Raw genomic sequence first — 13,405 nt, forward strand, 5'->3', positions numbered from 1 at the left:
CACGCAGCCACCATGACGCCGGGGCTCTCGCCCCTCACTGCGGCACACAGGGCGCGCCGCACCTGGAGCCGGCGATTTTAAAGGGGGGCATGATAAAGAATTCGGGGCGCAGTTCGCCCCTTTTGTTGCCACGAAGGCCAGCATCGACATGTAGCAAAACGAGTTGGAGAGAAAGAGAGCAAGATTCGGGTCGTTCCGGCAAGGAGTGGTTGCCATAGTGGGGGCCAAACCCAAGTCGGTTGGAACCTATTGGGGTTCCAATCCACTGCCAACTTTGTGCGCCTCTTAATCTGGCGCACAACACACTCAGCGAGGGAACTGCCATGTCATTACTGTCCAACAAGGTCGCCATCATCACCGGCGCCAGCTCCGGCATCGGCCGCGCCAGCGCCATCCTGTTTGCCCGCGAAGGGGCCAACGTCGTCGTCGGCGCCCGCCGCCAGCCCGAGCTGGATCTGCTGGTGGAGGAGATCCGCCATGAGGGGGGCCAGGCGGTGAGTCTGGCGGGGGATGTGAAAAGCGAGACTTACGCCCGCGATCTGGTGGAGCTCGCGTTAACCCGTTTCGGCGGGCTCGATATCGCCTTCAACAACGCCGGTACCACAGGCATGCCGGGCAGCGTAGAGCAGCTTGAGCTGACGCAGTGGCAAGAAACGCTGGATACCAACCTCACCAGCGCCTTTGTGGGGGCCAAGTACCAGATCCCCGCCATGCAGGCTCGCGGCGGTGGCTCGCTTATCTTTACCTCCACCTTTGTCGGCCATACCCTAGGGCTGCCCGGCATGGCGGCCTATGCGGCGAGCAAGGCGGGCCTCATTGGCCTGACCCGGGTGCTGGCCGCCGAGTATGGGGCACAGGGGGTGCGGGTCAACGCCCTGCTGCCGGGGGGTACCGACACCCCCATGGGGCGGGCTTTTGCCAATACGCCAGAGAGCCTCGCCTTTGTGCAGAATATGCATGCCCTCAAACGGCTGGCCCAACCGGAGGAGATCGCCCGCTCGGCCCTTTATCTCGCGTCCGATGCATCCAGCTTTACCACCGGCATTGCCCTGCTGGCCGATGGTGGGGTATCTATTTGTCGCACATGACGTTGTCGCCCCCAAGATCCTGCGACCGAAACCTTATCGTGAGAGCGCCTTATGTCTGATTACGCCCGCATCGCCGATGCCATCCGTTTTATCGCAAGTCAGGTGGAGCGCCAGCCCACTCTGGACGAGATAGCGGCGCACGTGCACTTAAGTCCCTTTCACTTCCAGCGGCTGTTCAGCCGCTGGGCCGGAGTGACGCCCAAACGCTATCTGCAGGTGCTGACCCTGGAGCGGGCCAAGGCGCTGCTGCAGGAGTCGCGCCCCCTGCTTGAGGTGGCAGATACCCTGGGCCTTAGCAGCGGCTCGCGGCTCTACGATCACTTCGTGCAGCTCGAAGCGGTAACGCCGGGCGAGTACAAGCAGCGCGGGGCCGGGCTGGTTATCGATCACGGGGTGCACGACACCCCCTTCGGTCAGGCGTTCGTCGCCCTGACCCCGCGGGGGGTGTGCAACTTCTCGTTTCTCGATGACAAGGCCCCAGAGGCGCCACTGGCCGACCTCGCCCGCAGCTGGCCTGCGGCAACGCTGCAAGAAGCACCATCACGCACTCAAGGGGTCATCAACACCATGTTCGATGGCAGCAAGGCGCCGGATCGCCCCATCTCCTTGCACGTGAGCGGCACCAACTTTCAGATCAGCGTCTGGCGGGCGCTGCTGCAGATCCCGCCCGCCAAGGTGGTGAGCTACGCCCAGGTGGCGAACGCCGTCGGCAATCCCAAAGCCGCCCGCGCCGTGGGACTGGCGGTGGGCGCCAACCCCGTCGCCTTGATGATCCCCTGTCACCGGGTCATCCAGCAAAACGGCAAACTCGGCGGCTATCACTGGGGCGAGACCCGCAAACAGGCGATACACGCCTGGGAAGCGGCGAGGTATGAGTGAACTTGGGCTTTTTCTGCCTGACCTGATGGAGAGGCGAAACAGGAGTGTTGGTAGTGAGTCAGTAGATAATCAGGCAGCGCCAGACAAGCGGGCGGCGATATAAAACGGGGACATAAAAAGAATCGGGGCGCAGATCGCCCCTTTTGTTGCTTTGGCAAAGCTCAGTGCTCAGCCCCCTCCAGCGAATTGACGAAGAGACGTAGGGTGCAATAAGCGCAGCGCATTGCACCGTTTGCCAAGCGGCTTTTGTGCAAAACAGCAGAAACCAAATTAGCGGTGCAATTTCATTGCACCCTACGGCACTTGTCTTCAAAGTCGTAAATAGAACTCCCGATACAAATAAAACTACCTTTATAATCAGTTCAATATGCTATTTGGTCTTCGATATACTCTTTTGTTAAATACAGGCAAGATAGTATTTCTTCATAGGCAAGACGCTTAGTATCCCAAACTTGCTGCTTTACCCAGTATTTTTCATCAAACTGCCTTTTTATGCTTTCCACCGCTTCCGTATTCTTTTTTAGCTGTTCAATAGCTTTCAAAAAGTCATTGCTATGCGCAAGATTTTTTAACCGTGTTTGTAGATAAATACCGATAGGAACAACAATTAACGTTGTAATCAAAGTCGGCAAATATGGCAAAAATTCTTTCGAATTTACTCCTAGATTTAACTTATTCGCAAAAGCACGTAACTCCAAGCTTCTGACGACCGTAGGAAGTGAATTTAATGGCATTGTTACATGAACAATGACAGCCATTCCAAAATCTTACCTAGATCAATCCACACCGGTGACTTAATTAAGCCAGACTGAAAGGCAGCAAAAAATGCTAATATAGCCGTAAGTCTAAGCATCCAAGAGTTTGCGGACTTGGCAGATTTCGCCCTTGCAGTCTCAATTTGATATTGCTCTAAAGTGGCTATAGCTTTACCTGTGATTATAAACTCGAAGCTACTACCATTATTTTTCAACTCTCCTGATGCTACGAATGATGATAAATACAGATCCATTTTTTTACGCAATTCTGTTTTCTGTGGATGCAAATACCACCTAATTGAATATATGTAACTCATTAGGTCAAGCGACGAAAATGATTTGTGAGGCTCTTCTGATTGCCTGGAAACTATACTTTCTAGAATCTTCATTCTCTTTGGTAGTTGTAAGTTTCTCTTGTTGAAAAAATATTGTGGGACAGAATGTTTTGCTAAAATATATATTGACTGTAGCTTATATAACCCAGTCCATTCATGAAGGATATAATCTAGCACGCCGTTATATGTATGTGTCACCAGCCCATGATAATGATCAACTCGTAAACTCAAGCCAGAATAAAGCGAAAAAGGAATTACAGCCTCTGTACAGAATCCCCCACCTTCAAAATGATTGCCATTTAACCCATTTTCTTCAATAGAGTTAACGAGCATGATTGGGACATCGCCATTATAAATACTTATGGAATAGCAGTTAACCTGCTTTCCTAACTCTCCACTTCGAGGAATTTGAATAGGGCATGGCTGATTTAACAACTTGCTCAAAATATATTTAGTGATTTTATTCATGCCACCTCAAAAAAATAATTTTAAATCATAGCATTACTATTACTGGGATCTGAAAGTGTTTGCTTGATTTCTCCCCTACGCAATATATCTGTTCTGATTCATTGGTAACTCCAAAGAGGTCATATCCAGACGGATATCCTAGCGAGCAAGACAGATAAGCAAAAGCAGATGATGATAGTTTCCTGAGCAAGATCAACAAATTAATCAATAAGTACAAATACTGTACCATGCATCAGAGATAACTGGTGGTGGAAATAAGAAAGACGCCCTAAGGCGTCTTTCTTATTTTAAGGACTTTGAGCAAAAAGGTTGGAGGTTATTCCCCCTCCCCATCTTGCCCCACAACCCAATCAGATCGGGGTGATGGAGGTGATATGGGCCGAGCCATCCAGAGACTGGAAGATCTGCACCACGGCTTCGCCATGGATCGGCTGGGCGAGCGGCACAGTGCTCTTGCACTTGAAGCGGTAGTTGGTGCCTGCCACCACCTGGGTGGAGACTTCAAAGGGTACGTACTGCACCCCGACAAATCCTTTCAGCGCCTGATCAAATACCGCCTGATCCTCGGCGGTCAGCTTGTGATATGCGGTCCATCCACCCACCAACACTGCTTGTTCTGACATATCAAACTCTCCGTGCTCTATGATCCCGACTCGTTTGGCCGTTCGGGCTGCGCCCCGTTGATTCAAGTGGTTTCCGGTCTCCACCGGGGTGTCATCACTGCCGGTTGGCGCGATGACGATGGGCCCGTTTGCGCAGCTATCTGCAACTGGATCAGCCCTCCCCCCAGCCACAAGCCGCTGTTGACAGCGGGCTCAATTGGCATGAGAGAGCCTAGTGCGGGATGGCAAAAATGCCCCTGTCACATATGACAGGGGCAAGGTGGCGAAAAAGCTGCTCGAAAAAGAAGATATGTGGCGCAAACGATTGAGAAAAGAAAAGACGCCTCAAGGGCGTCTTTTTGCATTTTTATGCTCGAAGGGCAGAACGGCGCGAGCCGCTTATTCCCATTCGATGGTTGCGGGCGGCTTGCCGGAAACGTCGTACACCACGCGGGAGATACCGTTGATCTCGTTGATGATGCGGTTCGATACGTGACCGAGGAAGTCGTACGGCAGGTGAGCCCAGTGAGCGGTCATAAAGTCGATGGTTTCGACGGCGCGAAGCGCAATGACCCAGTCATATTTGCGACCGTCGCCCATCACGCCAACGGAGCGCACCGGCAGGAACACGGCGAACGCCTGGCTGACCTGGTTGTAGAGGTCGGCTTTGCGCAGCTCTTCGATAAAGACCGCATCGGCTCGGCGCAAGATATCGCAGTACTCTTTCTTCACTTCGCCAAGGACGCGCACGCCCAGACCCGGGCCCGGGAACGGGTGACGGTAGAGCATGTCGTAGGGCAGACCCAGTTCGAGGCCAACGCGGCGCACTTCGTCTTTGAACAGCTCGCGCAGCGGCTCGACCAGACCCATCTTCATCTCTTCCGGCAGGCCGCCGACGTTGTGGTGAGACTTGATGACGTGGGCCTTGCCGGTCTTGCTGGCAGCGGATTCGATAACGTCCGGATAGATGGTGCCTTGCGCCAGCCACTTGGCGTTTTTCAGCTTTTTCGCTTCATCATCAAACACTTCAACGAAGACGCGGCCGATGATCTTGCGCTTGGCTTCCGGCTCGTCAACACCGGCCAGGGCAGAGAGGAAGCGCTCTTCCGCTTCAACCTTGATGATGTTCAGACCAAAGTGATCGCCAAACATCTCCATCACCTGCTCGCCTTCATTCAGACGCAGCAGACCGTTGTCAACGAAGACGCAGGTCAGGCGATCGCCGATGGCGCGGTGCACCAGCATGGCGACCACGGAGGAGTCGACACCGCCGGAGAGGCCGAGGATCACTTCATCGTCGCCCACCTGCTCACGGATGCGGGCAACGGCGTCGTCGATGATGGTGGCCGGGGTCCAGAGGCATTCGCAGCCGCAGATGTCTTTGACGAAGTGCTCCAGCATGCGGGCACCCTGACGGGTGTGGGTCACTTCCGGGTGGAACTGTACGCCGTAGAAACGCTTGGCTTCGTTGGCCATGGCCGCGTGGGGGCAGGTCGGGGTCTGGGCGATGGTGGTGAAGTCGGCCGGAATGGTGGTGACCTTGTCACCGTGGCTCATCCAGACATCCAGCAGGGCATTGCCGTTGTCGGCGATGGCATCTTCGATATTGCGCAAGAGCGCGCTGCTCTTACCAGCTTCGCCCAGCACTTCCACCTTGGCGTAACCGAATTCACGCTCGGTGGAGGATTGCACCTTGCCACCCAGCTGCTCGGCCATGGTCTGCATGCCGTAGCAGATGCCGAACACAGGGACACCGGCGTTGAATACATACTCGGGGGCGCGCGGGCTGCCCGCTTCGGTGACGGACTCGGGGCCACCGGAGAGGATGATACCGCTCGGATTGAATTCGCGGATCTGCTCTTCGGTTACGTCCCAGGCCCACAGTTCGCAGTAAACGCCGATTTCGCGCACGCGGCGGGCGATCAGCTGGGTGTACTGGGAACCGAAGTCGAGGATAAGGATACGGTGCTGGTGAATGTCTTTAGTCATTTTATTCCTGCATCAGGCTGATGTTGTCACAAAGGGCACGGGATAAAAAAAGGGTGGAAAAACGGGGCGCAGGGCCCCGTTTTATCAGCCCATCCGATAGTTGGGGGCTTCTTTGGTAATGGTCACATCGTGGACGTGGGACTCTTTCATCCCGGCGCCGGAGATGCGCACAAATTCAGCTTTGGTGCGCATGTCGTCGATGGTGGCGCTGCCGGTCAGGCCCATGGAGGAGCGCAGGCCGCCCATCTGCTGGTGGATGATCTCTTTGAGGCGACCCTTGTACGGCACGCGACCTTCGATACCTTCCGGTACCAGCTTGTCGGCGGCATTGTCGGTCTGGAAGTAGCGATCGCTGGAGCCTTTGGACATAGCGCCCAGAGAACCCATACCACGGTAGGATTTGAAGGAGCGACCCTGATAGAGCTCGATCTCGCCCGGCGCTTCTTCAGTACCGGCGAACATGGAGCCCACCATGACGCAGCTGGCGCCCGCGGCAATGGCCTTGGCGATGTCGCCGGAGAAGCGGATACCGCCATCGGCAATCACCGGAATACCGGTGCCTTCCAGCGCGTCAACGGCGTCGGAGATGGCAGTGATCTGGGGCACACCCACGCCAGTTACGATACGGGTAGTACAGATGGAGCCCGGGCCGATACCGACCTTGACGGCATTGACACCGGCAGCAGCCAGCGCCTTGGCGCCCGCGGCGGTCGCCACGTTGCCACCGATGATCTGCAGATCCGGATAGGCGTCGCGAGTAGCCTTGATGCGATCCAGCACGCCCTGGGAGTGGCCGTGGGAGGAGTCGATCAGCAGCACGTCTACACCGGCTTCCACCAGCGCAGCGACGCGCTCTTCGTTACCGGCACCGGCACCAACCGCAGCACCGACCCGCAGACGACCCTTGTCATCTTTACAGGCGTGCGGCTTGCGCTCGGCTTTCTGGAAATCTTTAACGGTGATCATGCCCTTGAGTTTGAAGTCGCCGTTCACCACCAGCACTTTTTCGATACGGTGCTTTTGCATCAGGGCAACCACCTCTTCACGAGGGGCCCCTTCACGCACGGTGACCAGACGATCTTTCTGGGTCATGATCTGTTCAACGGTCTGGGAGAGGTCAATCACGAAGCGCACGTCGCGGCCGGTGATGATACCGACCAGCTGATTGCCGTCAGTCACCACGGGGTAACCGGCGAAGCCGTTCTTGTGGCTCAGCTCCTTGATTTGGGCGATGGTCATGTCAGGGCGCACGGTAACGGGGTCAGTGACCACGCCGCTCTCGTACTTCTTGACCTTGCGCACTTCGGCAGCCTGCTGCTCGATGGACATGTTCTTGTGGATAAAGCCGATACCGCCTTCCTGGGCCAGTGCAATAGCCAGACGGGCTTCGGTCACTGTGTCCATGGCAGCGGAGATCATCGGGATGTTCAAGCTGATGGCGGAGGTCAGCTTGGTACGCAGATCGGCAGTATTGGGAAGAACTTCGGAGTGGGCGGGAACCAACAGTACATCGTCGAAGGTTAACGCTTCTTTGGCAATCCTGAGCATGGCAATATCTCACCGTTGAGGAAGTGGGGGTGTAAAATATTGCCGACGAAGTTTACTCACGCATTGGTCACTGGTAAAGAAGTTTTTTGAATTTTTTATGGCATAGCCCTCTTTTAGGCGGCCAAAACGCCAAAAAACCAAGATTATCAGTACGAAAAGCGCCATTTCGGGGCAAAAGAGTTGGCTAACCGGTGATTTATGCAAAACCGGTAGGTGCCGACGCAGCCCAACCCCCATGCAACGGGATGATCGACAGGGGCTCAGGGAGCAAGCGGCCTCTGACCACCCTCCCCAGTCTTGTGTCCTTATATTGTCTCTTGCCATCACGGCGACCACTCGCACCGGTATCATTCTCCTCTCAATGTCCCTTACTCGGTCTGGATAATAAATTTCACCCGCTGCCAATATATATTTCCCAGCACAACAAGGGGTGTCTATGTTTATTATTTTCGCCCCACCATCCGCAACAAGGTATTATCTTTATCCAGCAGATGATGTTTCAACGCCCCGACAATGTGCACCAGCAAAAATGCCAGCATGACATATGGCAAATAAATATGGATTGTGTGAGCAATATCCCGAACGGATTCACTGAATGGAATCACATTGGCAGGATCACGGGTATCTGGATTCATCGGAATAATAGACCAGCCAAATATCGCAACACCTCGGCCAGCCGCAGCAGAATAACAGAGACCGGACACCGGAATAAGCAGCGTTGAAATCAGCAAACCCCAGTGGATCGCCCTGGCTGCCAATGCCTCGTAAACAGGATATTGACGCACAGGCTCAGGCCACCCTTTAACAAGGCGGAGAATGGCGCGGGGCAGGATCAAAATCAGTGCAATCACTCCCAGAGATTTATGCAGGGCATAGAGATCCCATATTTCAAATTTAACCATCAGATAACCCACAAGGGTCAGGCCAATCATCAGCAAGGCAACCGACCAGTGCAGCAAACGTGTCGTCAAACTTAAACGGGTTGAGGGATTCATAAGCTACTCCAAACAGGGGGCGAGTGAACGTTGGTCAAGATGGTGGCGCCGTGAACATCAGCAGCACCTGAGATATCAACGGCATCGAGGCAAGCCGCAACTTGGCCAGATGCGGGCAAGCGCGAGGGCTTTTATCGGAAGCCATACTGCCTGCCCGGATAAACGGCAGCGTTTCCAATCTTGCTTTTCTGCTGCTGGCGCCGCCTGCTTAACGCCCTCCCCCTGTTTCGGGTTAAGATAGCGGCCATCGTTTTATCCCGGCCCCGCCGGAGCAGACCACAGGTACGCCTTTGAACCGATTTACCCCACCCAGTGCGGCGAGCGGCCGCGAGCAGCAGGTCTTTACCGTCACCCGCCTCAACAGCGCCGTGCGCATGATCCTGGAGCAGGATCTGGGGCTGGTGTGGCTGACCGGCGAGCTCTCCAATCTGGCGATGCCAAGCTCCGGCCACTGGTATTTCTCGCTCAAGGACATGTCGGCGCAGGTGCGCTGCGCCATGTTCAAGGGCAACAACCGGCGGGTGGCGTTTCGCCCGCAGGATGGCATGCAGGTGCTGGTGCAGGCGCGGGTCTCCCTCTATGAGCCGCGCGGCGACTACCAGCTGATCATCGAATCAATGCAGCCGGCAGGCGACGGCGTGCTGGCGCTGCGCTTTGAAGAGCTCAAGCGCCGCCTCGGCGCCGAGGGGTTGTTTGACGAGAGTCGCAAGCGGCCGCTGCCCCGCGAACCGCGGGCGGTGGGCCTTATCACCTCCGCCACCGGCGCGGCTTTGCACGATATGCTCACCGTGCTCAAGCGGCGTGCGCCGGATCTGCCGGTCTTTATCTACCCGACTCAGGTACAAGGCAGCGCTGCCATCAGCCAGATCGTCGCGGCGATCGCCAAAGCGAACCGGCGCGCCGAGGTGGATGTACTGATCGTTGGCCGTGGTGGCGGGTCGCTTGAAGATCTCTGGTGCTTTAACGAAGAGGCGGTGGCGCGTGCCATTGCCCACTCCGCCATACCTGTGGTGAGCGCGGTGGGCCACGAGGTGGATGTCACCATCAGCGACTTTGCCGCCGACTTGCGTGCCCCTACCCCGTCGGCTGCCGCCGAGCTGGTTGCGCCGGATCAGAGCGCCCGTGCCCAGCGTCTGGTTCACCTCAAGCAGCGGCTGCTGCAGGCGATGAGCCGCCAGCAGACCGCCGCCCGCCACGATTTCATCCTGCTGCAAAAGCGGCTCGACCATCAGGATCCGAAGCGGCGGCTGGAGCAGCAATCCCAGCGCCTCGACGAGCTCTCCACCCGTTTGCAGCAACTGCTGCGCCAGCGGTTGCATCAGGGGGAGCGGCGCCTTACCAACCTTGAGCTGCGCCTGCAGAGCAAGAGCCCGGAACGTTTGCTGGCCGTGGGCAAGCGCCGCCACCAGCTGGCCGAGGAGCGGCTCTATGCGCTGATTGCCAAACGCCAGGATCTGGCGAGCCACCGCCTCGCCATGCTCACCGCCCGCCTCGACGGGGTGAGCCCACTCGCGACGCTGGGGCGCGGTTACTCCATCACCCGTACTGCGCGTGGTGAAGTCATCAGCCGCGCCGATCAGGTCAACAGTGGCGATCAGCTCATCACCACCCTGGCACAAGGGAGCCTGCAGGTACGGGTCGAGGGAGTTATCAAAGACTCTGCGCAGTAGAACGGCTACATCAAACCACCAGCCAATCTGCCATTCAGCCCGGCAATCTGCCAAAAACAAAGGCCACCACCGCAAACACGGTGGTGGCCTTTTTAATCTCGGGTGCTTGCGCCTGCTCACCCCTTGGCGCGGCGAGCGACCAGGGTGAACTTGTAGTCATCGCTCTTGAAGAAGTTGCGACTGAACTCGAACACGGTGCCATCTTGCAAAAAACCGCGGGAGACCTTCTCGATAATGGGCTTGGCAGGGTCAATACCAAGCGCCTCCACCACCTGCGCCGAGGGGAGCACCGGAATGATCTCCTGCTCGCTGCGGTCAATCACCAACTGCTTCACCTCTTCGATGTAGTGGTACTTGGAGCCCTGCATCACCGCATAGCTGAGATCGGGGAAGAGGGCGAGCGGCATCCAGGTCTCCTCCAGCGTCACTGCAATCTGGCGAATAAAGCGCACCCGCTTGACGTAGTAGACCAGCGCCCCCTCCAGCAGATTGAGCCGCTCGGCCAGCTCGCTGCTTGCCTTGATCACCTCGAAGGCGAGAATGTCGCTGTGGGTCTCGGCCGCCGGATCGGTCACCTTCTCATAGAGGCTGGTGAGCTGATAGATGTCGTAGTTCACCTTCTCCTGCCGAACATAGCTGCCGCTGCCCTGAATGCTCTCGATGACGTTGAGTTCGGTCAGCTGCTTGAGGGCCTGACGCACCGTCACCCGGCTCACCCCGAACTGCTCGCGCAACTCGGCTTCGGTGGGCAGGGCATCGCCGGGGGCCAGCTCCCCTTGCGCAATCCACTGCTGGATGGTGTCGGCTATCTGGCGATACATGGGTTTTTTCGACACGAAAGGCCACCTCGTCGGCTCTGCGCCATGATAAATGGAAGAGGCGCCATTCTACCCCAGTTGCCCGGCAGACAAAACGGCTCGGCCTCATTTGACCTAACAAATCACCTTGAACTGACAATACAAAAACAATACAAATAATGAATTGTATGATACCACTCACAAAAATCAGTCGGCCGGTTTGTTAGCATCGCTGTCACTTTCACCATGACGGCTTGCTGGCAAGCCAACCTGACAGAGGATCATCATGAATCTGACCAGTCTTACCGGCCCCCATCTCATCACGCTGCAAACCCGGTTTGCCGATCGGGATGCGGCCATTCATGCCCTGGCTGATCGGCTCGATCAGGCCGGCAAGCTGCACGACAAGGCTGCCTTTCTGGCTGCGGTCATGGCCCGCGAGGCGCAGGGCCCCACCGCCCTTGGCGAAGGGCTTGCGGTACCTCACGGCAAGTGCGATGCGGTGCGTGAAGCGGCCTTTGCCGTCGCTACCCTGAGCGAAGAGCTGGGCTGGGAGGGGATCGACGGCCCCGAGCCGGTCAACCTGATCTTCATGCTGGCGATCCCGACCGATCAGGCGGGCTCCACCCATATGCAGCTGCTCACCACCCTCACCACCGCCCTGGTGGATGACGATACCCGCGAGGCGGTGCTGGCGGCCCAGAGTGCCGAGCAGCTGATGGCGCTGCTTGATGGTGAAGGGGATGGCGGCAAGCAACCAGCAAAAGAAGACAATTTAGATACAAATCAACCCACAGTGGTCTGTATCACCGCCTGTCCGGCGGGGATCGCCCACACCTATATGGCTGCCGAGTATCTGGAAAAGGCGGGGCGCAAGCTGGGCATTCGGGTACTGGTTGAAAAGCAGGGTGCCAACGGTATCGAGGATCGTCTGCCGCAAGAAGCGCTCGATGCTGCGGTAGCCTGCATCTTCGCCGCAGAGGTGGCCATCAAGGAGCAGGAGCGTTTCGCCGGTATCCCCCGGATCGAGACGCCGGTGGCCGAGCCCATTCGCCATGCCGAGCGGATCCTCAATGAGGCGCTGGAGGCGGCCAAGGCCGGTCGCTCCGCCCCGATGCCAAACCCCAGCCAGAGCGACGCGCCGACCGGCAAGAAGGTGAGCCTCAAGACCGAGCTCAAGCAGGCGCTGCTGAGCGGCATCTCCTTTGCCGTGCCGCTCATCGTGGCAGGCGGTACCGTGCTCGCCGTCTCTGTGCTGCTGGCCCAGATCTTCGGCCTGCAACATCTGTTTGACACCGAGAACTCCTGGCTCTGGATGTACCGCAAGCTGGGCGGTGGCATGCTGGGCACCCTGATGGTGCCGGTGCTGGCGGCCTATACCGCCTACTCGCTGGCAGACAAACCGGCTCTGGGCCCGGGCTTTGCGGCGGGACTGGCCGCCAACATGATTGGCTCCGGTTTTCTCGGTGGCGTGGTCGGTGGCCTTATCGCCGGTTACCTGATGCGCTGGGTCAAGCAGCATGTGCGCCTTAGTCCCAACTTCAACGGCTTTCTCACCTTTTACCTCTATCCGGTGATCGGCACTCTGGTGGCGGGCAGCCTGATGCTGTTTGTCATCGGTCAGCCGGTGGCCTGGCTCAACAACAGCCTCACCGAGTGGCTCAACGGCCTCTCCGGCACCAATGCGCTGGTACTGGGCGCCCTGCTCGGCTTTATGTGCTCGTTTGACCTGGGTGGCCCGGTCAACAAGGCGGCCTACGCCTTCTGCCTCGGCGCCATGGCCAACGGGGTCTACGGCCCTTACGCCATCTTCGGCGCAGTCAAGATGGTCTCGGCCTTTACCGTCACCTTCTCCACCCTGCTGGCGCCACGCCTGTTCCAGACCTTCGAGATCGAGACCGGCAAGTCCACCTGGCTACTGGGGCTGGCGGGGATCACCGAGGGCGCCATTCCGATGGCCATCGAAGATCCGATCCGGGTGATCGGCTCCTTCCTCGCAGGCTCGGTGGTCACCGGCGCCATGGTGGGAGCCATGGGGATTGGTCTCTCCACCCCGGGGGCCGGCATCTTCTCCCTGTTCCTGCTCCACGATGGCGGCCACGGTGCCCTGATGGCTGCCGCCGTCTGGCTCGGTGCGGCGCTGGTGGGCACCCTTATCTCCACTGTGGTGCTGATCGGCTGGCGCCGTCACGCCATGCAGCGCGGCACCTATCAGGTGGTTGCCGCAGAGTAAGGCGCATCTTCACAACCGATTTTTCAACAGACTATTTTTCCGCACG

At 57.5% G+C, this 13,405-nt stretch carries 11 protein-coding genes; 4 read left to right on the top strand and 7 right to left on the bottom strand.

The genetic code is table 11. From position 1 onward, the window contains the following. Positions 1 to 323: 323 nt before the first annotated feature. Positions 324 to 1,088, top strand: coding sequence for an SDR family oxidoreductase (locus G5315_RS02190; RefSeq protein ID WP_421276644.1), 765 nt, complete (start codon positions 324 to 326; stop codon positions 1,086 to 1,088). Positions 1,089 to 1,139: 51 nt separating this feature from the next. Then, positions 1,140 to 1,967, top strand: coding sequence for a bifunctional transcriptional activator/DNA repair enzyme AdaA (locus G5315_RS02195; protein WP_199415521.1), 828 nt, complete (start codon positions 1,140 to 1,142; stop codon positions 1,965 to 1,967). A gap of 362 nt (positions 1,968 to 2,329) precedes the next feature. Here G5315_RS02195 and G5315_RS02200 read toward each other — a convergent pair whose 3' ends face one another. The 6 genes from G5315_RS02200 to G5315_RS02225 form a co-directional block, all read right to left on the bottom strand. Then, a complete protein-coding gene (locus tag G5315_RS02200; protein WP_421332277.1) occupies positions 2,330 to 2,725 on the bottom strand; it encodes a hypothetical protein in 396 nt (131 codons plus the stop codon). Continuing rightward, positions 2,704 to 3,525, bottom strand: coding sequence for a hypothetical protein (locus G5315_RS02205; RefSeq protein ID WP_216978597.1), 822 nt, complete (start codon positions 3,523 to 3,525; stop codon positions 2,704 to 2,706). Before G5315_RS02205 ends, G5315_RS02200 begins: the two co-directional genes overlap by 22 nt. Before the next feature lie 350 nt (positions 3,526 to 3,875). Next, positions 3,876 to 4,148, bottom strand: a complete 273-nt coding sequence (locus tag G5315_RS02210) for a hypothetical protein (protein ID WP_040099652.1) — start codon at positions 4,146 to 4,148, stop codon at positions 3,876 to 3,878. A gap of 378 nt (positions 4,149 to 4,526) precedes the next feature. Beyond that, entirely contained in the window at positions 4,527 to 6,116 is a 1,590-nt protein-coding gene (gene guaA, locus G5315_RS02215; RefSeq protein WP_040066364.1) for a glutamine-hydrolyzing GMP synthase, read from the bottom strand. A gap of 84 nt (positions 6,117 to 6,200) precedes the next feature. After that, positions 6,201 to 7,664 carry an IMP dehydrogenase gene (gene guaB, locus G5315_RS02220; protein ID WP_005345006.1) on the bottom strand — a complete coding sequence of 488 codons (1,464 nt, stop codon included), beginning with the start codon at positions 7,662 to 7,664 and terminating at the stop codon, positions 6,201 to 6,203. Positions 7,665 to 8,107: 443 nt separating this feature from the next. Next, positions 8,108 to 8,659 carry a cytochrome b gene (locus G5315_RS02225; protein ID WP_421332279.1) on the bottom strand — a complete coding sequence of 184 codons (552 nt, stop codon included), beginning with the start codon at positions 8,657 to 8,659 and terminating at the stop codon, positions 8,108 to 8,110. Between the two features lie 290 nt (positions 8,660 to 8,949). Between G5315_RS02225 and xseA the strand changes: the two genes are divergently transcribed. Beyond that, positions 8,950 to 10,329 carry an exodeoxyribonuclease VII large subunit gene (gene xseA / locus G5315_RS02230; RefSeq protein WP_421332281.1) on the top strand — a complete coding sequence of 460 codons (1,380 nt, stop codon included), beginning with the start codon at positions 8,950 to 8,952 and terminating at the stop codon, positions 10,327 to 10,329. Between the two features lie 116 nt (positions 10,330 to 10,445). Here the strand turns inward: xseA and G5315_RS02235 are convergent, their stop codons facing one another. After that, the gene (locus G5315_RS02235) at positions 10,446 to 11,165 is read right to left on the bottom strand and encodes a GntR family transcriptional regulator (protein ID WP_005337027.1); all 720 of its coding nucleotides are present in this window, start codon (positions 11,163 to 11,165) and stop codon (positions 10,446 to 10,448) included. 247 nt (positions 11,166 to 11,412) lie between these two features. On the opposite strand from G5315_RS02235, the gene mngA reads away from it, so the two are divergent. Continuing rightward, positions 11,413 to 13,359 (top strand): PTS 2-O-a-mannosyl-D-glycerate transporter subunit IIABC, encoded by a 1,947-nt coding sequence (mngA, locus tag G5315_RS02240; RefSeq protein WP_421332283.1) that lies wholly within the window; start codon positions 11,413 to 11,415, stop codon positions 13,357 to 13,359. The last annotated feature ends 46 nt before the right edge of the window (positions 13,360 to 13,405 follow it).

Source organism: Aeromonas sp. 603607 (genome assembly GCF_049171595.1).
Taxonomy (GTDB): Bacteria; Pseudomonadota; Gammaproteobacteria; order Enterobacterales; family Aeromonadaceae; genus Aeromonas; species Aeromonas veronii.

Bases quoted from the DNA above. Each gene is read 5' to 3' on its own strand.
- guaB (WP_005345006.1), bottom strand. From the start codon at position 7,664: ATGCTCAGGATTGCCAAAGAAGCGTTAACCTTCGACGATGTACTGTTG.
- G5315_RS02210 (WP_040099652.1), bottom strand. From the start codon at position 4,148: ATGTCAGAACAAGCAGTGTTGGTGGGTGGATGGACCGCATATCACAAG.
- mngA (WP_421332283.1), top strand. From the start codon at position 11,413: ATGAATCTGACCAGTCTTACCGGCCCCCATCTCATCACGCTGCAAACC.
- guaA (WP_040066364.1), bottom strand. From the start codon at position 6,116: ATGACTAAAGACATTCACCAGCACCGTATCCTTATCCTCGACTTCGGT.
- G5315_RS02200 (WP_421332277.1), bottom strand. From the start codon at position 2,725: ATGGCTGTCATTGTTCATGTAACAATGCCATTAAATTCACTTCCTACG.
- G5315_RS02205 (WP_216978597.1), bottom strand. From the start codon at position 3,525: ATGAATAAAATCACTAAATATATTTTGAGCAAGTTGTTAAATCAGCCA.
- G5315_RS02195 (WP_199415521.1), top strand. From the start codon at position 1,140: ATGTCTGATTACGCCCGCATCGCCGATGCCATCCGTTTTATCGCAAGT.
- G5315_RS02190 (WP_421276644.1), top strand. From the start codon at position 324: ATGTCATTACTGTCCAACAAGGTCGCCATCATCACCGGCGCCAGCTCC.
- G5315_RS02225 (WP_421332279.1), bottom strand. From the start codon at position 8,659: ATGAATCCCTCAACCCGTTTAAGTTTGACGACACGTTTGCTGCACTGG.